This window comes from Marinobacter sp. M-5 (assembly GCF_032911545.1).
GTDB lineage: Bacteria > Pseudomonadota > Gammaproteobacteria > Pseudomonadales > Oleiphilaceae > Marinobacter > Marinobacter goseongensis.
Genome location: NZ_JAWJEK010000001.1, coordinates 1,217,247 through 1,237,710 on the forward strand (window position 1 = coordinate 1,217,247; position 20,464 = coordinate 1,237,710).

Below are 20,464 nucleotides of genomic sequence, written 5' to 3' on the forward strand. Positions count from 1 at the left end.
CACCGATGAATCTGTACTGGGCAGATGACGCCGGCATTCCGGCAGCGGATCGCGGTCTCGCCTATGGCGACGGCCTGTTCGAGACCATTCGCATGCACGGAAGCGGTGGGGTTCTGCTGTCCGGTCATGTGGCGCGGATGGTGGCCGGTGCGGCTGTCCTGGGAATTCCGCTGACCGAGTCTGATGTGCGGGGCGTGATTCGTCAGGCCTCCGGTCGATACGGGGGCGCTTACGGTGCCTCCGGATGGGTGCTTAAACTGGTGCTGACCCGCGGTGCCGGTGGCCGTGGCTACCGGCCAACGGCCGATCTGGTTCCGACCATGGTGGTGTCTGCCGCGGCGTTGCCTCACCATCCGGGTCATGACGGAGTCATGGCTGCGCAGTCTGCGTTTCCCCTGACCGTCAACCCTCTGCTGGCAGGCATCAAGACGCTGAATCGTCTCGAACAGGTGATGGCCAGCCGCGAGCTGACCGGTGACCTTTACGAGATGATCATGACCAATCCGGCGGGAGACCTTGTTGAGGGCACCCGCACCAATCTGCTGGTCAGAACCTCGCAGGGCTGGTTGACCCCGCCGGTGTCGCAACTGGCGGTGGCCGGCGTGATGCGGGATCACGTGGTGCAAACCCTGGAGCGGGGCGGGGAGCCTGTAGAGCAGGGCGCCGTTGCCCCCTCGGCGCTGGATCCGGACCGTTGTCAGGGCCTGTTCCTGATGAACAGCCTGATTGGCGTGGTGCCGGTTCGCGGATTGGACGGCCGGGATTTGCCAGTGGACAGCGCTCTTGCGACAATCTTCAACCCTCTCGATCTAGTGGAAACCCAGGTTTGATCCGGAAGCTATTGATATCCGTTGTTTGTCTCGTGGTACTGGCCGCTTCAGGTGGCGCGTTGTGGGTGTGGCAGGGTCTGGAAACCCTCGATGCGCCCATGAGGCTGCAGGAGCCGGTCCTGTTCGACGTGCCCCAGGGCACCAGCTTTGGTCAGTTGGCGCGCCAGTTTGAGGCTGAGGGCTTTTTGCCCGATGCCCTGTGGCTGCGTGTGCACGGCCGTCTCCATCCGGAGGAGGCTCGAATCAAGGCCGGTGAGTATGAGGTGACCGATGGCATGAGCGCGCGGGATTTGCTCGCGAAGCTGGTGGCCGGCGACACCAAGCAATGGTCTATCCAGTTTATTGAAGGCTGGACCTTTCAGGATATGCGCCAGGCGCTGGCGAACAGTGAGCGGCTGAGCAAGGAAACCACCGACTGGAGTGATGAGGAGATCATGACCGCGGTGGGGGCCGAAGGAGAGGACCCTGAGGGCCGTTTCTTTCCGGATACCTATTCGTTCACCAGCAATGACACCGACCTGGACATGCTGCGCCGCGCCTTCGAGCGCCTGAACAACGTACTTGAGGCAGAGTGGGAGAAGCGCGCGGAAGGGCTGCCCTACGAATCCCCCTATGAGGCGCTGATCATGGCTTCCATCGTGGAGCGGGAGACCGGCGCACCCCATGAGCGCGGGCAGGTCGCGGGTGTTTTCGTGCGGCGCCTTGAGAAGGGTATGCGCTTGCAAACCGATCCGACCGTTATCTACGGCATGGGCGATAGCTACATTGGCCGCATTACCCGCAAGGATCTGCAGAAATACACGCCCTACAATACCTACCGTATTGACGGCTTGCCACCGACGCCCATCGCGCTGGCGGGGAAAGAGGCGATCCATGCGGCACTCAACCCGGAGGACGGCGACAGTCTCTATTTTGTCGCCCGCGGTGACGGTACCCACAAGTTTTCCCGAACGCTCAGTGAGCACCAGAAGGCGGTAAGGGAATTTCAGCTCAATCGTCGTTCCGATTATCGCTCGTCGCCGGCACCGGCGGTGTCCGAGGACAACCCATGAGCCGGCGCGGCCTGTTCATTACTTTCGAGGGCACCGAGGGCGTCGGCAAGTCGACCCAGTTGCGCACGGCGGCCGACACGCTGGAAGCGCTGGGCATTGACTGTGTGGTGACCCGGGAACCCGGGGGTACCCCGATGGCGGAAGCCATTCGTGAGTTGCTACTGACGCCGCGGGACGAGCCGGTGAACGACATCACCGAATTGTTGCTGATGTTCGCCGCCCGGGCGCAGCATCTGCACACCCGCATTCTGCCGGAGCTCAATGCTGGCCGTTGGGTGCTGTGCGATCGGTTCACCGATGCCACCTTTGCCTACCAGGGCGGCGGGCGTGGTGTGCCGGAAGAGCGCATTGCGTTGCTGGAACAGCTGGTTCAGGGTGAAGTGCGGCCGGACCGGATCGTTCTTCTGGACGCACCGGTCGAGACCGGCATGACCCGTGCCCGCCACCGTGGTGAGCTCGATCGTTTCGAGCAGGAAGCGGTGGATTTTTTCCAGCGCATTCGTGCGACCTACCTGCGGCGGGCCCATGGGGATCCTGTCCGCTATCAAATTGTTGATGCGGCCAGAGACCTGGATGTGGTCACCGCCGACGTCGCTGAGCGCCTTCGGACTTTGGTGGCCACGGCAGAGTGATGCCGGTGCTGCACACCCGAAATCGGACGTTCCCGGCCGTTTCGTGCAAACTCTGTTCATATCTGATTTAATCGGTGCACCAGATCGTTTTAATTCGGGATCCGGGTATGTTGAACGCACTCTTGTTGAAGCTTCCGACAGCGTCACACCAGCATTGCCATGAACACCATCAGATCGTGGTGGGTGTCAGGGGCGAGGCGGACCTGAGTGTCGACGGAACCGGGGCTCACCTTGACACCTGGCGTGCCTGCCTCGTGCCCACCGGCGCCCGTCACGATTACTGTGGCGACAACCAGAATCACGTTCTGGTAATCAATCTCGATCCCTACATGTCGGCCCTGACCAGCCCTGACCACGGCGACTACGAGCGCCTGGCGCCGTTGTTCGAACGGCCCAGAACCCTCGATATGGACAGCAAGCTTCAGGGGCTGGTGCAATTCGCCGCCGGCGAGTTTGACCGCGCCCCGACCAACGAGGGGATGAAACGCCATCTTGCCGGCAGCATCCTGCATTGCATGGCCGAGCGCTTGAACAACCAGCGTTCGGCGCCGGTTAATCGCCAGCTCATTCGCCCGGACACGATCCGTCGCTACATCATGGAAAACCTGCATCGCAAGATCACGGTTCACGACCTCGCCGGCGTCGCCTGCCTGAGTGTCAGCCGATTTCACGAGATGTTCCGTGAAGTGACCGGTGTTACCCCGCACCAGTTTCTGCTTAAAACGCGCCTGGACCAGGCCGCGCAATTGCTGGTGTCAACCGGGCTGTCGGTGTCTGAAGTCAGCTACCGGACCGGTTTTTCCTCTCAAAGCGCCCTCACCAATGCCCTGCGAAAACATAGGGGCACCACACCAACGCGGTTGCGTGTTGGCGAAAAAGTCGCCTGATTTCATAAAAAACGGCTACTTTCGGATGAATTTGCAAAAGAATCGTAGGATTCTGTAAGTCGATGATCCGTAGTAACACTAACGTATACCTGTGTGTCACTCTGCGGAAACCGCCATTATGTTCAGTGCCAACAAGGTTCTTGAGCCATCCGCTGAGCCCCGCCACATCGCCGGTATGCCTTTGCCGGCGTCCTGCGTTCCCGGTTATTTTGTTGCCCCGTCCGCTTTCACCATCGGCAGCAAAAGTAACGCTTTTTATAGCGAACAACGCGTAAAAGCCGGTAACTGCTATATTAATTGTAATCAGACGGATGCGGTGGTGAGAGTGTGGCCGTTCAGCGGCCGTAAATGCGCCCTTGCTTCCGTGTGCCGTTGGGAGAGTTTGAGGAGCCCGGGGCTCTTGTCACAGAGCAACACGCCATCAACTGGATAAGGAGGTAGTCACACTTATGTATCAGCCTGCGTTGTAGGCGCTAGTGCGTTCTCACTCGTTTAAAGCAGAAGAGACATAACAACAATTGACGCGTCTGTCGGACTCAGCCCGGGAAGCGCGTCAAACAGTCGGGCGAATGCCCGATTAATGAACTGGAGGAGCCTTATGGCTATTGGAGTTTGGATCAGTCTGTTTGCATACTTTGCGCTCATGATTGTCATTGGCATTTATGCAATGCGCACATCCACCTCATCATCTGAGGATTACATGTTGGGTGGTCGCGCCCTCAGCCCGAAAGTGGCGGCGCTGTCTGCCGGTGCCTCGGATATGAGCGGTTGGTTGCTTCTGGGTCTGCCCGGAGCGCTCTACGTTACTGGCCTGGCATCCGCCTGGATTGGTATTGGCCTGTTTGTGGGTGCGTTCGTCAACTGGACCCTGGTTGCGCCGCGTCTTCGCGAGCAAACGGTTCACTACGGCAACGCCATTACCATTCCGTCGTTCCTCGCGAACCGGTTCCCGACTCAGGCGCTGTCGCTGAGAACGGTATCCGCCATCGTTATTGTGATTTTCTTTGCGGTCTACACCGCGTCTGGCCTGGTCGCCGGCGGCAAGTTGTTTGAAAGCGCGTTTGCCGGAATTTTCAACTTCGGTGGTCTCAGTGACTACGCCGTGGGTATCGTGATCACCCTGGGCGTAGTACTGGCCTACACGGTGGTTGGCGGCTTCCTGGCGGTGAGCATGACTGACTTTGTGCAGGGCTGCATCATGATGCTGGCACTGGTGATCATGCCGGCGGTGGTGCTGTTCGGCGAAGGCGGTGGCGGGTTCGCGCAAGCGACCGAGACCCTCAATTCGGTGGATCCCAAACTGCTGTCGTGGACCGAGGGGCTGACCTTCATCGGCTGGCTGTCTGCTGTTACCTGGGGGTTGGGCTACTTCGGCCAGCCGCACATTATTGTTCGCTTCATGGCCATCCGCACGCTGAAAGATGTGCCCATTGCCCGCAATATCGGCATGGGCTGGATGGGTATTTCCCTGATCGGTGCCATCTCACTGGGTATTTTTGGTCGAGCCTACGCCGTACGTAACGGCATGGACATCGCCGATCCCGAAACGATCTTTATTATCCTCTCGGACCTGCTGTTCCACCCGCTGATCACCGGTTTCCTTTACGCAGCGCTGCTGGCAGCGGTCATGAGCACCATCTCCAGTCAGTTGCTGGTGTCTTCCTCGTCGCTGACTGAGGACTTCTACCGTCTGTTCCTGCGCAAGGAAGCCACCGACAAGGAATGCGTTGGCGTTGGCCGTGTGTGTGTTGTTCTGGTCGGTCTGGTTGCGGCCGTGATCGCGTCGGATCCTGACTCCCAGGTACTGGCTTTGGTCAGTAACGCCTGGGCAGGCTTCGGTGCGGCCTTTGGTCCGCTGATCATCCTGTCGCTGATGTGGTCGCGTACCAACGGTGCCGGCGCTATCGCAGGCATGGTGGTGGGTGCAGCTACTGTGATGGCGTGGATTTCACTGGGCTGGAACGGTGAATTCATGGGTGGCCCGGGTGTGTACGAAATCATTCCCGGCTTTGCCGCCGCTATGATCGCTATCATTGTGGTGAGTCTGGCGACTGCCGATGCTGGCGAATACCAGCACATTGAGCGGTAACCAGGAGCGGAAACATCGCTCTGAGTGATTGCAGGGGCTCCTTCGGGAGCCCCTTTTTTTGTTTTGGGGTGCCTGGCAGCGGGGCGGGAGGCCCGATGCTATAAACAAAAAAACGCCAGCCCGAAGGCTGGCGTTTTCATGGAACTGCCTCTTTAACTTCGAGGCAGAAGGCCAGTGCTTAAGCGACGTTCGCTTCGGCGGCCTTCTTGGTGTAGTTCTCCATCTGGTCGAAGTTGAGATACTTGTAGATCTCTTTCGACATGCTGTTCAGGTTCTTGGCGTACTCCATGTACTCCGCCGGAGTCGGGAGTTTGCCCAGAACCGCACCCACCGCAGCCAGTTCCGCAGAGGTCAGGTACACGTTGGCACCATCGCCGAGGCGATTCGGGAAGTTACGGGTGGAAGTAGACAGCACCGTGGACTTGGCAGCCACACGTGCCTGGTTACCCATGCACAGGGAGCAGCCCGGCATTTCGGTGCGCACACCGGCGGTGCCGTAGGTGTTGAAGTAGCCTTCTTCCATCAGCTGCGCCTGATCCATCTTGGTCGGCGGAGACATCCACAGACGGGTGGTCAGGGCACCTTTGTGCTGCTCGAGCAGTTTGCCGGCCGCGCGGAAGTGACCGATGTTGGTCATGCAGGAACCGATGAAGACCTCGTCCACCTTGTCGCCAGCGACTTCGGACAGGAACTTGGCGTCGTCCGGATCGTTCGGGCAGCATACGATCGGCTCTTTGATGTCGGCCAGATCGATTTCTACCACGTGGGCGTACTCGGCGTCCTGGTCAGCGCGCATCAGCTTGGGATCAGCAATCCACTCTTCCATCTGCTTGGCACGACGCTCCAGCGTACGCGGATCGCCGTAACCTTCGGCAATCATCCAGCGCAGCATGGTGATGTTGGAGCGCAGGTACTCGGCGACAGACTCTTCCGACAAATTGATGGTACAACCCGCAGCAGAGCGCTCGGCAGAAGCGTCAGACAGCTCGAATGCCTGTTCGACGGTCAGGTGTTCAAGACCTTCGATTTCCAGAATGCGGCCGGAGAATTCGTTGATCTTACCTTTCTTCTCGACGGTCAGCATGCCTTGCTTGATGCCGTACAGCGGGATCGCGTGTACCAGATCGCGCAGGGTGATACCCGGCTGCATTTCACCTTTGAAGCGCACCAGAACGGATTCTGGCATGTCCAGCGGCATAACGCCGGTGGCTGCGGCGAAGGCAACCAGACCGGAACCGGCCGGGAAGGAGATACCCATCGGGAAGCGGGTGTGGGAGTCGCCACCGGTGCCGACGGTGTCAGGCAGCAGCATGCGGTTCAGCCAGGAGTGGATGATACCGTCGCCCGGGCGCAGGGAGACGCCGCCACGGTTACGGATGAAGTCCGGCATGGTGTGCTGCATTTCAACGTCAACCGGCTTGGGGTAAGCAGCGGTGTGACAGAATGACTGCATCACCAGATCGGCCTGGAAGCCCAGACACGCCAGATCTTTCAGCTCGTCACGGGTCATCGGGCCGGTGGTGTCCTGGGAACCCACGGTGGTCATGTGCGGCTCGCAGTAGGTACCCGGGCGCACGCCCTGGCCTTCCTCGAGGCCGCAGGCCTTGCCGACCATCTTCTGGCCGAGGGTGAAGCCTTTGGTGCCGGCTTCCGGATCGTTTGGCAGGCGGAACAGGTCGGTTGCGCCCATGCCCAGTGCCGCACGGGCCTTGGCGGTCAGGCCACGGCCGATGATCAGCGGAATACGGCCGCCGGCCTGGACTTCGTCCAGAATGACATCGGATTTGAACTTGAACTCGGAGATGGTCTCGCCGGCTTCGTTCAGAATCTTGCCTTCATAAGGGCGGATTTCGATCACGTCGCCCATGTTCATGTCATCAACCGGTGCTTCGAAAACCAGAGCGCCGGCGTCTTCCATGGTGTTGAAGAAGATCGGAGCGACTTTGTTACCGATACAGACACCGCCGGCGCGCTTGTTCGGCACACCCGGGATGTCGTCACCGAAGAACCACAGTACCGAGTTGGTGGCCGACTTACGGGAGGAACCGGTACCGACAACGTCACCCACAAAGGCAACGGGCAGGCCCTTGGCCTTGATCTCGTCGATCTGGCTCATGGGGCCGGTAACACCGGGCTCTTCCGGCTTCAGGCCGTCGCGTTCCATTTTGTAGGCGGCGCGAGCGTGCAGCGGGATATCCGGGCGGGACCAGGCATCCGGAGCGGGGGACAGGTCGTCGGTGTTGGTTTCACCGGTTACCTTGAATACCACCATCTTGGTGCTCTCGGGTACCTTGTTCTTATTGGTGAACCACTCGGCGTTGGCCCAGGATTCAACCACAGACTTGGCAACGGCGTTGCCGGCGTCCATCTTTTCCTTGACGTCGTTGAACGCGTCGAACATCAACAGGGTGTGCTTGAGCTCTTCACCGGCCAGATCAACCAGTTCGGCGTTGTCCAGCAGGTCAACCAGGGTGGCAATGTTGTAGCCGCCCTGCATCATGCCCAGCAGCTGAACCGCTTTCTTGTTGTCGATCAGCGGGGAAGCGGCTTCGCCTTTAACAATGGCGGTCAGGAAGGCCGCTTTTACGTACGCAGCTTCGTCCACGCCCGGCGGTACACGGTTTTCGAGAAGATCAACCAGTGTATTCTCTTCGCCGGCTGGCGGGTTCTTGAGTAGATCGACCAGGGCAGCGGTCTGCTCTGCGTTCAGGGGCTTGGGTGGGATTCCCAGGGCTTCACGTTCAGCAACGTGCTCACGATAGGCTTCTAACACGATATGGACCCTCATCAGTTGGAATGTCCCGCGCCGTTGGCAACAGTGCCTGGCGGGAGTTTTTGGCGGAAAGGCCGCAGGAGCCTCTGAATAAGGCCTCAAATCACCGATGGGGTTTCAGGATTTATTCAGAGACTCCTTGATCTGGCGCTGTATTCTATAGGAAACCCCGTATAAAGTTAAGCTGGACAGTGGTCGGAGTCCTCTGTTAAGTGCGTTATACTCCGTTTCCCCAATCGTTGCTGCCGTAACAGAGATATGACCGACGCCCTGCAAGAGATTCACGACTTTCTGCCCTGCCGAACGCCCCATCGCTGGATCGAGAACGCCCTGGACCATCAGGACCTGATGCTGATCGACCACGCCCACTGCGAGAAAAAGGCCGCCTCGACAGCGCTGAGCCTGATGTATCGCTACTTGGACAACACCGAACTGCTTAACAAAATGTCCCGTTTGGCGCGTGAGGAGTTGCGGCATTTCGAGCAGGTGCTGGCGATCATGAACAAGCGCGGCGTTCGTTACGATCATCTCACCCCGGCCCGTTACGCGGCGGGGTTGCGGCAGCACGTGCGTTCGGACGACCCCGGGCGGCTGGTGGATGTGCTGATCGTCGGCGCAATCATCGAAGCCCGCTCCTGCGAGCGGTTTGCGGCGCTGGCGCCGCACCTCGATGAAACGCTGGCGGATTTTTACACCAGCCTGCTGAAATCCGAGGCCCGTCATTATCAGGATTACCTCAAGCTGGCGGAGCAGGCCAACGGTAGCCCCGTGGATGAGCGGTTAGCGGTTTTCCGGGAGGCTGAACGGACTCTGGTCGAGCAGCCCGATAACGAGTTCCGTTTTCACAGTGGGCCGCTGTTATAGCTCGCGGCACAGGGCCATCCAGCGATCAATGCCGGCGCTGCGGTATTTCTGTTTATGCAGGATGAAGTAGAACTGACGATCGAATGATCGGCTTTCCGGCACGCTCAGCGGCACCAGGCTGCCTCGGCGGAAAGCGTCCGCGAGGCACACCTGCGACAGACAGCCGATACCCAATCCCGCCTCCACCGCCCGCTTGATGGCTTCGGTGTGTTCCAGTTCGAGCAGGATGTTGAGATCAGGCAGCAGCCCGTGCATGCCGCGCTCAAAACTCTGACGGGTGCCGGAGCCCGGTTCCCGCATGACCCAGGTGGCGCTGCGCAGATCGTTGTCGTTCAGTGCTCGTTTTGCTGCCAGCGGGTGGTCTGGCGAGCAGAACACCACCAGTTCGTCGCCGCGCCAGGGGATCACTTCCAGTTCAGACGATTGCAGCTCACCCTCGATCAGTCCGATATCCAGCTCGAAATCACTCACCCGCTTGGCGATGGTGCGCGTATTGGCAACTTCCAGGGCAACCTTTGGTCGGGTGGGGGTGTTCATGTACTGGGCCATGACACCGACGGCCAGGTAGTTGCCGATGGTCAGGGTGGCGCCCACTTTCAATGCACCCACCTCGGAGTGCTTGCTGAACGCCTGCTCCAGTTCGCCGGCCTGGGCCAGCAGCGCCTCCACCTTGGGGCGGTACAACCGCCCCAGCTCGTTCAGTTGCAAACGCTTGCCCACCCGGTCGAACAGCTGGATGTCGAACTGGTTTTCCAGCTCTTTCAGCGCGCTACTGGCCGCAGACTGGGACATGGCAAGGGATTCCGCGGCCCGGGTGATGTTCTGGAAGTGGGCCGCGGCAAGGAAAACTTCGAGTTGGCGGAAACTGTATTTCATGAAGACGCTGCCGTAATCGATTAGGCCGAATAAGGTTATGAAAATATCCCATTTTGTCGATAGGTTAGCTGCGGGTTACTATTTATGCAATTCAGAACTTCCACTCAAAGCGAAACGAACAGGCGAGAGTTATCATGAGCAACCTGATCAAAGAGAAAGTCACCAGCGTCCGCCACTGGAACGACACCCTGTTCAGCTTCACCACAAGCCGCGACCCGGGGTTTCGTTTCAAGAACGGCCACTTCACCATGATTGGCCTGGAAACTGACGGCAAGCCGCTGATGCGCGCCTACAGTATCGCCAGCGCGAACTACGAGGAAGAGCTGGAGTTCTTCTCCATCAAGGTTCAGGACGGCCCGCTGACCTCGCGGCTGCAGAAAATCCAGGTGGGCGACGAGATCCTGGTGAGCCGCAAGCCTACCGGTACCCTGATTATGGACAACCTGCTGCCCGGCAAGAACCTGTGGCTGATCAGCACCGGCACTGGCCTGGCACCGTTCATGAGCATCATCAAGGATCCCGAGGTCTACGAGGCCTATGACAAGGTCATCCTGACCCACGGTGTCCGCTACATCTCCGAGCTGGCGTACCAGCAGGAAATCGAGGAACTGCCCAACAACGAGTTCTTCGGAGAGATGGTGGATGGCAAATTGCTTTACTACCCGACCGTGACCCGGGAAGAGTTCCGTAACAAGGGGCGTCTGACCGATGCCATGGAAAATGGCAAACTGACCCGCGATCTCGATCTGCCGGATTTCGATCTGGAGAACGACCGCTTCATGATTTGCGGCAGCCCCAGCATGCTCAAGGACACCTGCAGCATTCTCAACAACATGGGGTTCAAGGAAGCCCGTGGCGGCGATCTCGGACATTACGTGATCGAGCGGGCGTTTGTGGAGCAGTAACAGCCCGCCTATACTGCTGGCCAGACCGGCCTGACGAAAACCCCGGAGTGAGAGCTTCGGGGTTTTTTGTTGGCCATTGATATCGCCTGATCAAACGTCTGGACGCTGCATGTTAAACGGAATCTGGCTGAGCTTTTTCATTGCGGCCTTTGTCGCTGCGCTCTGGCAATGGCTGGGGATGGGCGATTCTGAAGTCTTCAGCCGCCTGGTTGCCGCGCTGTTCGATATGGCCCGATTGAGTGTCGACATCATCATCGTGCTGGCGGGCACCATGACCCTGTGGCTTGGGTTTCTGGCTATCGCTGAAAAGGCGGGGCTGATTCGCCTGATGGCGCGAGCGCTGGACCCACTGTTCCGCAGGCTGATGCCGGAAGTACCCAGCGGCCATCCCGCCATGGGACTGATCAGCATGAACTTTGCCGCCAATGTCCTCGGGCTCGACAATGCCGCCACACCCATCGGGATCAAGGCCATGCATGCACTACAGAGCCTTAACCCGAGCAGGGATACTGCCAGCAATGCACAGATCCTGTTTCTGGTGCTCAACACCTCCTCGCTGACCTTGCTGCCAGTCACCATCTTCATGTACCGGGCGCAACAGGGTGCGGCAGACCCCACATCGGTGTTCCTGCCGATTCTACTGGCCACCACCGCGTCCAGCCTCGTAGGGCTGCTCAGTGTGGCGGTGATGCAAAGGCTGAAACTATGGCAGCCGGTGGTGCTGGCGTATCTGCTGGCCGGCGCGCTCGGGCTAGGGCTGCTGTTAACGATGCTGGCGGGGATGTCGGCACATGCGCTGGCGGCCACCTCCACGCTGGTGGGCAATCTGACCCTGTTCAGTATCGTGATGGGGTTCCTGGTGATCGGGGCATTGCGCAGGGTCAATGTCTACGACGCCTTTATCGAGGGCGCCAAAGAAGGGCTCGGCTTCACCGTCACCTTGCTGCCGTACCTGATTGCCATGCTGATTGCGGTGGGTGTACTGCGCGCCAGCGGGGTGCTGGATGCGGGGCTGGACGGTATCCGCTGGCTGGCGGAGGGGTTCGGCTGGGACACCCGATTCGTAGACGCGCTGCCGACGGCATTCATCAAACCGCTGTCCGGAAGCGGTGCCCGCGCGATGATGCTGGAAACCATGGACAACTTTGGTGTCGACAGTTTCCCGGCGCTGATGGCCGCAACCATGCAGGGTAGCACCGAAACCACGTTCTATGTGTTGGCGGTGTATTTTGGCGCCGTCGGTATCAGCAGGATTCGCCATGGACTGGGCTGCGCGCTGTTGGCGGACCTGGCCGGTATGGTGACCGCCATCGGTGTATGCTATTGGTTCTTTGGTTAATGGCACGGTGACTGCGGCAGGGGTGGACACTTGAGAAAAACCATGGTGATTCTGGGGCTCGCGCTGGCACTGGCGGTGCTGATCAGCGCAGTGTCCCGACCGATGCTGGTCGAGGAGCGGCTGGTGACTGTGCAGGCGCGGGAACTGATGCCCCACTTCGATGCCCTTCGGCATGAGCCGGTTGAGGTTCAGGCCGCGCTTGTCGACCTCGGTGACGACCCTTTGCTTTTGCTGAAAGCCCAGGCGGCGCTGCTGAGCTACCCCGAGATGGCCCGCAGGGTTTTTCCTCTCTACGCCGCCGAGGCCGAGTTCCAGGAGGTGCTGCGCCGCTACGGGGAGCATGTGTTACCGCCCATTGATTATTTCCTGCAAGAGCCCGTTACGTCCATCGAGTGGATGAATGCCGCCTCGCAGCAATACCAGCGGGCCCGGGAATATTGGGCGCAGCTGCGCGGGGAGGGTAGTGCAGACGCGCGGGAACCGGCGGGCAGCGGCGACCTCACGCCAGAAGAAAGGGGCTGGTATGCGGTGAACTTTATCCGCGCCGAGGGCCACGATTTCCTGGGTCAGTTCGTGATGGATGCCCAAGGCAACACTCAATGGGTGCAAACCGAACGCGTGCTGGAAGGCATCGGCCAGTTCTTTGCCAGTGGTGTGCGCCAGTTGGAAACCCGGTATCGCACCGGTGACGAGATTACCGCCAGTGACATCGGTTGGGCCTCCGTTGACGTATTGGTGTTTGCCAGTGCGGTGAAACTGCTCCGGGCCGGGCGCGCTGCCGCCACGGCCACCCGCAGTGCCGGGGTGTCCACCCGTTCTGCGGCTCTGGCCGCGCGCATTACTGGCGGCGGCCGGCTGATTCTGAGCAGTGCGCGGTACGCAAAGTGGCCAGCGATCATCGGGGCCGGGTACCTGGTTCTGCGGCACCCCGGCATCATCAATGACGTGTTTGCCGGTATCGCGGATGTGCTGGGCGTGTCGCCGCTGGCGATCCAGATCATGGGGTGGCTGCTGATTCTGGCGCCGGCGCTGTACCTGATGAGCTGGTTGTTGCTGCCGGCAATCCTTGTACTGAAAGGGCTGCTGGCGATGCTGGTTCGGCTGGCGGGCAGAGCGCCGAGGTATCCGGATTATCGTTGATTCAATCGCTGCGCGTTCAGCAGGGGACAGGGCATAAGGGGAGTTTCGAGAATGGAAAATCGCACGGGATGGCGCAGGATCATGGTGGGTTTCCTGCTGGCGCTGGCGTTTGGTGTGTGTACAGGAACGCTGGTGCAAACCCAGGTCAATCTTCTGGCACTGCAAAATCTCGGGGTGGATATCGGCATAGCGGCGCGGCTGGAGACCACTTTCGAGGATCTGATGAATTTCGCCCCGATCTACGCCGTGGTGTTTGGCACCAGTTTTCTGGTGTCGCAAGTGGTTGCTGCTCAATTGGTCTACCGGTTTGGCCTCGGTGCGCGAGCGCCTTTTCTGGCGCTGGGCGCCGCTGTCGGTTTGTGGGCGACGTTGCGGCTGGTAGACGCCCTGGCCCCCATGCCCACCCTGATAGCCGCCACCCGCGGCGCCGGTGGACTGCTGGCCATGTTGGCCACGGCCGCATTGTCCGGCTGGCTGTTTGCGGCACTGACCGCTCGCCGGCTGAGCCGTCCCGCCAGAGGCACGGTGGCGCTGTTGATGCTCGGGTGTGTCGCGCTCTCGCCGACTAAGGAGGCACGGGCACAGCCGTCTGCGGAGTACCGGGTGGAAACCGTGGCCGAGGGGCTGGAGCATCCCTGGTCGCTGGCTTTTTTGCCCGGAGGCGGGGCCTTGATTACAGAACGCACCGGGCAACTGCGCATACTGGATCAGACCGGCGCACTGAGCCCTGACCCGGTAATGGGGGTGCCTGAGGTCTTCGCCTCGGGTCAGTCGGGCCTGTTCGACGTCGTGATCGCGCCGGATTTCGAGCGCAGCCGCGAGGTGTACCTGGCGTACGCCTGCGGGACCCGCGCAGAAAACCATACCTGCGTTGCCCGCGGCCGGTTGGAGCGGGGCCAGGAGCGCCTTGCGGCGGTCACAGAGATTTTCCGGGCCCGCCCCGGCAAGGAGGGCGATGCCCATTACGGGGGCCGAATGGCGTGGTTGCCGGATGGGTCGCTGGTGGTGAGTCTCGGTGATGGCTTCGATTATCGCGAAGAGGCCCAGAAACTGAGCAGTCACATCGGAACCATCGTGCGCATCAACCGGGACGGCTCGACCCCGCAGGATAATCCCTTCGTTAACCGGCCCGGCGCGCTGCCGGAAATCTACAGCTATGGGCATCGCAATGTGCAGGGCCTGGTCTTCGACCGCGAGTCGAACCGCCTGATCGCCCACGAACATGGTCCCAGAGGAGGCGATGAGATCAATGTGATCGAGCCGGGCAAGAACTATGGCTGGCCAGTGGTCTCCCTTGGCCTGGATTACACCGGCGCGCGGGTCACGCCTTACACCGAATACGAGGGCATGGAATCCCCAGCCTTGCACTGGACGCCCTCAATCGCACCGTCGGGTTTCGCGCTGGTTCGCGGGGACCAGTTTCCGGATTGGCAAGGTAATTTGCTGGTCGGGGCGTTGGCTGACAGGAGTGTGCATCGGGTGGTGCTGGCGGACGATGGCGCGGTGGACATGGAAACGCTGTTTGGTGAACTGGATGAGCGTATCCGCGATGTCAGAACCGGTCCGGAGGGCGCCATCTATCTGCTCACGGACAGCCCCCGGGGCCGGCTCTTGCGGGTTACCGCCCGTTGACGGATGCCCCCGGTTGCGCAGCGCGTGATAATGACGGTGTGCAATCGGTGTCACGATGGTGAACGGCATCATGACCGGCCGTGCGGATGCCGGGGTACCAGCGCTGGCCGGGCTCGGTAAACCGCTCCGGTGACAGGACAAGGGATTTGCCAGTGCGAGGCTGTTCACGAAAGGTTCCATCCTGGTGGCGGTACACGCAATCCAGCGCCAGCTCCGTGGGGTCGCCGACAGGCAGCTCGATAAACCCGTCGGGCCGCACCGCTGGTGGTTGACCATTGACGGCGGTAATGGTCAGGCAGGGGCCGAGATGCAGGCGGTTCTGATCCTCAATGTATGTCGACAAACAGTTTTCGCTCGCCACAAAAAACACGCCTCTGGCACGCCCCTCCTCGGCGGATGGCAGCGACTGGCAGCCAGCCAGAGCCAGCACCGTGATAACGAGACCGTTTCTTAGCATGGCAGATCCTCCCCGGGTTGTGTGACGGCTCTCAGATACCCCCACTTGAAAGCGCCGTTGTGTTACCGTTCTTACGTCAACAAACGTGGGTTTACCCACTTTCAGGGAACGGAGACACCATGGTGAACAGTTCTGCCTTCTTGCCCCGCCGCGCCGGCGTAAGGCTTTCGGTTCTTGCTTTCTTGGCACTGCTGCTGACAGGCTGCGGTATCAACAATATCCCCACCTACGATGAACAGGTCAAGGCGGCCTGGTCGCAGGTAGAGAACCAGTATCAGCGCCGAGCCGATCTGGTGCCGAATCTGGTGGAAACGGTCAAGGGCTTTGCCACTCAGGAACGGGAAACCCTGACTGCTGTCATCGAGGCGAGATCCCGCGCCACCTCCATTCAGGTGGATGAGAGCATCCTGAATGACCCGAAGAGGTTGCAGCAGTTCCAGCAGGCGCAGGGCGAGCTGAGCAGCGCCTTGAGCCGGTTGATGGCGGTGTCGGAACGGTATCCGGATCTGAAATCCAACCAGAACTTCCTGGCGTTGCAGTCGCAGTTGGAGGGCACTGAGAATCGCATTGCCGTGGCGCGCCGCGACTTTATCCAGGCAGTCGAGCGGTACAACACGGAAATCCGCACGTTCCCGGGCCGCCTCTGGCATAGCTTCCTCTACAGTGATCTGGAATTGCGGTCTAACTTCGAGGCCACAAGTCCGGGGGCCGAAAACCCGCCGCAGGTGGAATTCTGATGCTTCTGATGGTCTGTCGGGTAGGGGTGATTGCCGCGCTGGCTGCACTGATGCCAGCGCACGCGGCGGCTCAGTCAGGTCCGGAGTTCCCGGAACTCACGGGCAGGGTGGTGGACAACGCCAATATGCTGCCGGCTCGGGTTGAAAGCCGGCTCAATGAAATACTGGCGGCCCATGAGCAAGCCACTACTGAACAGGTGGTGGTGGTCACCATGCCGAACCTGCAGGGTCGCCCCATTGAGGCGTTCGGCTATCAGCTCGGTCGCCACTGGGGCATTGGTCAGGAAGGCGAGGATAATGGTGCCCTGTTGATTGTGGCGGAAGAAGAGCGCCGAATCCGCATCGAGGTGGGTTACGGGCTGGAAGGGCGCCTGACCGATGCCGCCTCGGCGACCATTATCAACCAGGTGATCACGCCGGCATTCCGCGCCGGTGACATCCCCACTGGCATTGTCAATGGCGCCGAAGCGATGCTGGAGGTGCTCGGGGGCAAGCCTCTTGCGGTTCCGCAGTCCCGCTCGGACAAGCGCGATGACAAACCACATCCGGCTCTTGCCATCCTGTTCTTCGCCATTGTAATTCTCTCGTTTTTTGGCGGTATGGGCGGCGGACGTGGGCGCAGTGCCCTGCTGGGTGGCCTCGCGGCCGGCGCGCTGATGGGCGGCCGTGGTGGCGGTGGTTTTGGTGGTGGCGGCTTCGGTGGCGGCGGAGGCGGTTTCGGTGGTGGCGGCGCTTCCGGTGGTTGGTAACGCGGCCGATCTGGTCAGCGCCTGAGCAGCACCTCTTTCTGATCCCATGAGAACGAAACAATCATGACATTACTGAGTGCAAGTGAACAAAAGCAGGTGGCCGCGGCCATCGCCGAGGTCGAGCAACAAACCGACGCCGAACTGGTCACGGTGCTGGCCAGAAGCTCCGACGATTACACCTATATCCCCTTGCTCTGGGCCGGTATTGTGGCGCTGCTGGTGCCCGGTGCCGTGAATTTTCTTACCGGCTGGTTTGGCGTGAACGGGCTGTTAATGGCCCAGTGGAGCACCTTCATCGGCCTGTGTCTGCTGGTGCGGGTGTCTGGTGGAAGTCATTGGCTGGTGCCCAAGGCGGTGCGCTTCTGGCGAGCCTCCAATCTGGCCCGGCGGCAGTTTCTGGAACAGAATCTGCACCACACCGCCGGGGGTACCGGCATACTGATTTTCGTGTCCGAAGCCGAACACTACGTGGAGATTCTGGTGGATCAGGGCATTTCCAGCAAAATCGAGAACCAGGTGTGGGAAAGCATTGTGAGCGACTTCACCGCCAAGGTCCGCCAGGGCCGAACCCTTGAGGGTTTTGTAGACGCCATCGGGGCCTGCGGGGATCAGCTCAAGGCTCAGGTTCCGGCGACCCGTGAGAAAAACGAGCTGCCGAACCGCCTGGTCATGCTGTAACAGGCGTTGCCTGCAAGCTGGCAACGCGGGGCTAGTCGCTGGAGCGCTTCTGCCCTTCCAGGCCGGACAGCGTCCGTACATGGATATCGCGCTGGGGGAAGGGAATCTCAACCCCTGCCTCGCGCAGGGCGCGGGTGGTCGCAGCGTGGATCTCGTGGGACAACGGCATGATGTCGAGAATGTTTTTTACGAAGATGCGCAGCTCGAAAGCGATGCTGCTGTCACCGAGGCCGACGCAGAACACGGCCGGCGCGGGATCGGCAACCACCCGCTTGTTGCTGTGAATCACCTCCTGAAGTATGCCCTGAACCTTGTCCACGTCCGAGCCGTAGGCCACCCCGACATGCAGAATGACGCGGGTGATGGGATCGCTCAGGGTCCAGTTGGTCAGGTCCTGGGTGACGAAGGTCTTGTTGGGGATGATCTGCTCTTTGCGATCCCAGTCTACCAGGGTGGTTGCGCGTATGCGGATGCGTGACACCGTGCCGGTAATGCCGCCAATGGTGACGGTGTCACCAACGCGGATCGGGCGTTCGAACAACAGAATGATGCCCGAAACGAAATTGGCAACAATTTCCTGAAGACCAAAACCCAGGCCAACACCCAGCGCGGCCACCAGCCATTGCAGTTTTGACCATTGCACTCCAATCACCCCGAGGCAGATCACCACCCCGAGAAACACCAGGATATAGGTTGTGATGGTGGTGATGGCGTAGCCCGTTCCTGGCTCCAGGTGCATTCTGCTCAACACCATCACTTCCAGTGTGCCGGGCAGATTCCTGACGGCCAGCACGGTGCCGAAAGCCACCACCACTGCGAGCATGAGATCCCCGAGCGTGATGGGCAGAGGATCCGCGCTCTCGATGCCGGTTGTAATGGTCCAGAGGGTGATGTTATCGAAGAGTTGCAGTGCTGGAATGAGACTGGCCCAGAGCAACCATAAGCCGCTGATGGTCAGCACCGATACCAGGATTCGCAACAGCGAGGTGCTTTGCTGGTTGATGTCCCTGAGATCCATTTCCGGCATTTCCAGGGTTTGTGGCACACCCTCGCCAGAGGAATCGGCGGCCTCTTTAGTCTCGGCCTTTTTACGCTCGGCGGCCCGTTGCTCCCGTAGTCGTTCCAGCGTTAGCCGCCGCTCTCTTACCGCCAGTGCCCGCAATCCGAGATAGAACAGCATGGCGTTGAATGCCACCCAGCAGATGCTGATGAACAGATTGCGCTCCAGCTCCATGGCCGTGAAGTGATAACCCAGCAGCGACGCAGCGGCAAGTACCAGCGGCGTGGCGACGGCCAGAGCGTGAAGTAGCCGCAGGAAGCGGCTGCCGGGGCGGTCGGCCCTGACCGCGCCCATGATGCGTTGGGCGAAGGTAGACAGCGCTATGGATGCGATAATGAAGAGCAGCCGCCCCAGACTGTCATCAAAGTCTGCGCCATCCGGCGTTGCGGTAATCGGCGTGATGACAGTTATCGGTATGATGACCGCCAGCAGGATTGGCAGCTCCCGGCGAATGGCGCGCAGGGAGTCGATGTGCCAGTGGAAATGGGCCTCTCCCAGCCCACCTTTGCGGGCGACCGCATGAATAAAGTTCAGTAGCAGAGCGATGAGGGCGGCTGCGGTAAAGCCCCGGGACAGGGCGGCGAAGAAGTCGTTGCCTTCCATCAGCAGGAGCGCGGCCAGCGCGAATATCAGTACACCGGGCAAGGCCAGTAAGAGACTGTTGGCGAAGGCGAATACGGTAAAGGCGATACGATCACGTCCGACATTACCGATGTGGCGGCGGTTGGTATCGAGGTTGCTTTTGATGGAGCGGCGTTTGATGAGCAGCAGCACCAGAGCCAAAACCAGAAAGGCTATGCGCCCGTCCCGCTCTGACACGGAGTCACCGATGGCCTCAGTGAACGGAGTCAGTTGTAACTGCGAGGCAAGCCAGGCGGCTGACCTGAAGAGTTCTGTCAGTGTATCCATTCCGACCGTCGGCGCACTGGGCAGCCAGAACAGGCGCTGTTGCAGGAGTGTCTGGTAAGCCTCTACCCGCCCCTGAAGTGCCGACACTGTGCTGTAATATTCGTTGAGCACGTCGATGTGTTCAGTGACTGCCTTGTGGAGCTGGCGGATCAGATTGGCTCGCAGGCTTCTCAGTTGGTCCCGGGCATCGTCGCCGGGATCGATGATGGCCTCGAATTCCTCCAGCCGCAGCTGTTCCTCCCGTGCGGTGGTCAATTGATTCTCAATGCCGCGGATCAGATCCTCTGCGATTTCCTGGCGACGAAGGCGCTCCAGCCTTTGCTGCAGCAGGCCGGCGTAATCGCCGGTGAGATTCAGCCCGGCTTTCTCCAGCCGCAATTCGAAGCTGTCGTATTCATCCTGGAGGCGGTTGAGCAGGGACTCAGCATAGGTAAGTCGGTTGCGGGTAGAATCCACCGCCACCTGACGTTGATCGAGCGAGGTTCTCAGGGACCGTATCTGCTGCCGAATGTCTGCGGTCTCGGCATCGGGCAGTTTTATTTCCGGCGGCCCCTCGGTTGCCGCTTCCAATTCGGGCTGAACCGCAGGGCGGGCCTCTTCCGGTTTTTCCTTTTCCTTTTCACCGTCGGTTTCGGTTTCGGCTTCGCCCGATTGCCCGGCGCTCCCGGCACTGGCCTGTTCAGCGGCCGCGGTGTCGTTTTCCTCAGCGGTGGCGGGCAAGGCGGCACTGAGGATCAGACATATCGCCAGTAACCAGTGAGCCCGGGCGAGCTTTGAGAGGCGGGGCAGGCGGTGGTTCATTCTGCGGCGGTCCTTGCGTCGGGAGTTTGCTGTGGGCATGTGTCCGTCAAGATT

General features: G+C 60.3%; 17 protein-coding genes. 13 read left to right on the forward strand and 4 right to left on the reverse strand.

The window, feature by feature from the left end; all coding sequences use genetic code 11:
• Nucleotides 1–5: 5 nt before the first annotated feature.
• The 5 genes from pabC (at nt 6) to putP (ending at nt 5,490) form a co-directional block, all read left to right on the forward strand.
• Complete coding sequence (pabC, locus tag R0125_RS05600) at nt 6–830, forward strand: aminodeoxychorismate lyase (RefSeq protein ID WP_248185287.1); 825 nt, start codon at nt 6–8, stop codon at nt 828–830.
• Entirely contained in the window at nt 827–1,882 is a 1,056-nt protein-coding gene (gene mltG, locus R0125_RS05605) for an endolytic transglycosylase MltG (protein WP_317237456.1), read from the forward strand. Before pabC ends, mltG begins: the two co-directional genes overlap by 4 nt.
• Nucleotides 1,879–2,514 carry a dTMP kinase gene (tmk, locus tag R0125_RS05610; RefSeq protein WP_317237457.1) on the forward strand — a complete coding sequence of 212 codons (636 nt, stop codon included), beginning with the start codon at nt 1,879–1,881 and terminating at the stop codon, nt 2,512–2,514. Before mltG ends, tmk begins: the two co-directional genes overlap by 4 nt.
• A 107-nt stretch (nt 2,515–2,621) precedes the next feature.
• Entirely contained in the window at nt 2,622–3,401 is a 780-nt protein-coding gene (locus R0125_RS05615) for an AraC family transcriptional regulator (protein WP_317237458.1), read from the forward strand.
• Nucleotides 3,402–3,999: 598 nt separating this feature from the next.
• Nucleotides 4,000–5,490: a sodium/proline symporter PutP gene (gene putP, locus R0125_RS05620; RefSeq protein ID WP_317237459.1), complete on the forward strand. Its 1,491-nt coding sequence runs from the start codon at nt 4,000–4,002 to the stop codon at nt 5,488–5,490.
• Between the two features lie 178 nt (nt 5,491–5,668).
• Here putP and R0125_RS05625 read toward each other — a convergent pair whose 3' ends face one another.
• The gene (locus R0125_RS05625) at nt 5,669–8,263 is read right to left on the reverse strand and encodes a bifunctional aconitate hydratase 2/2-methylisocitrate dehydratase (RefSeq protein WP_248185447.1); all 2,595 of its coding nucleotides are present in this window, start codon (nt 8,261–8,263) and stop codon (nt 5,669–5,671) included.
• Between the two features lie 258 nt (nt 8,264–8,521).
• On the opposite strand from R0125_RS05625, the gene R0125_RS05630 reads away from it, so the two are divergent.
• The gene (locus R0125_RS05630) at nt 8,522–9,127 is read left to right on the forward strand and encodes a tRNA-(ms[2]io[6]A)-hydroxylase (protein WP_317237460.1); all 606 of its coding nucleotides are present in this window, start codon (nt 8,522–8,524) and stop codon (nt 9,125–9,127) included.
• On the opposite strand, the gene R0125_RS05635 is transcribed toward R0125_RS05630, so the two are convergent.
• Nucleotides 9,122–10,003 (reverse strand): LysR family transcriptional regulator, encoded by an 882-nt coding sequence (locus R0125_RS05635; RefSeq protein WP_317237462.1) that lies wholly within the window; start codon nt 10,001–10,003, stop codon nt 9,122–9,124. The genes R0125_RS05630 and R0125_RS05635 overlap by 6 nt on opposite strands.
• A 134-nt stretch (nt 10,004–10,137) precedes the next feature.
• Here R0125_RS05635 and R0125_RS05640 point away from each other — a divergent pair, with 134 nt between their 5' ends.
• The 4 genes from R0125_RS05640 (at nt 10,138) to R0125_RS05655 (ending at nt 15,019) form a co-directional block, all read left to right on the forward strand.
• Nucleotides 10,138–10,908 (forward strand): ferredoxin--NADP reductase, encoded by a 771-nt coding sequence (locus R0125_RS05640; RefSeq protein ID WP_248185450.1) that lies wholly within the window; start codon nt 10,138–10,140, stop codon nt 10,906–10,908.
• 109 nt (nt 10,909–11,017) lie between these two features.
• Nucleotides 11,018–12,247 carry a nucleoside recognition domain-containing protein gene (locus tag R0125_RS05645; protein WP_317237463.1) on the forward strand — a complete coding sequence of 410 codons (1,230 nt, stop codon included), beginning with the start codon at nt 11,018–11,020 and terminating at the stop codon, nt 12,245–12,247.
• A gap of 30 nt (nt 12,248–12,277) precedes the next feature.
• Nucleotides 12,278–13,387, forward strand: a complete 1,110-nt coding sequence (locus R0125_RS05650) for a hypothetical protein (RefSeq protein WP_317237464.1) — start codon at nt 12,278–12,280, stop codon at nt 13,385–13,387.
• A 51-nt stretch (nt 13,388–13,438) separates the two neighbouring features.
• Complete coding sequence (locus tag R0125_RS05655; RefSeq protein ID WP_317237465.1) at nt 13,439–15,019, forward strand: PQQ-dependent sugar dehydrogenase; 1,581 nt, start codon at nt 13,439–13,441, stop codon at nt 15,017–15,019.
• Here the strand turns inward: R0125_RS05655 and R0125_RS05660 are convergent.
• On the reverse strand, nt 15,006–15,476 hold the full coding sequence (locus tag R0125_RS05660; protein WP_317237466.1) for a hypothetical protein: 471 nt from the start codon (nt 15,474–15,476) through the stop codon (nt 15,006–15,008). The two genes, R0125_RS05655 and R0125_RS05660, sit on opposite strands and share 14 nt — an antisense overlap.
• Nucleotides 15,477–15,595: 119 nt before the next feature.
• On the opposite strand from R0125_RS05660, the gene R0125_RS05665 reads away from it, so the two are divergent.
• The 3 genes from R0125_RS05665 to R0125_RS05675 all read left to right on the forward strand — a co-directional run bounded on the left by R0125_RS05665 (nt 15,596) and on the right by R0125_RS05675 (nt 17,640).
• Nucleotides 15,596–16,213 carry a LemA family protein gene (locus R0125_RS05665; RefSeq protein WP_248185455.1) on the forward strand — a complete coding sequence of 206 codons (618 nt, stop codon included), beginning with the start codon at nt 15,596–15,598 and terminating at the stop codon, nt 16,211–16,213.
• Between the two features lie 8 nt (nt 16,214–16,221).
• Nucleotides 16,222–16,962, forward strand: a complete 741-nt coding sequence (locus R0125_RS05670; RefSeq protein ID WP_410797592.1) for a TPM domain-containing protein — start codon at nt 16,222–16,224, stop codon at nt 16,960–16,962.
• A 63-nt stretch (nt 16,963–17,025) separates the two neighbouring features.
• Nucleotides 17,026–17,640 carry a TPM domain-containing protein gene (locus R0125_RS05675; protein ID WP_248185456.1) on the forward strand — a complete coding sequence of 205 codons (615 nt, stop codon included), beginning with the start codon at nt 17,026–17,028 and terminating at the stop codon, nt 17,638–17,640.
• Nucleotides 17,641–17,671: 31 nt separating this feature from the next.
• On the opposite strand, the gene R0125_RS05680 is transcribed toward R0125_RS05675, so the two are convergent.
• Nucleotides 17,672–20,449, reverse strand: a complete 2,778-nt coding sequence (locus tag R0125_RS05680; protein WP_317237467.1) for a mechanosensitive ion channel domain-containing protein — start codon at nt 20,447–20,449, stop codon at nt 17,672–17,674.
• Between the last annotated feature and the right edge of the window lie 15 nt (nt 20,450–20,464).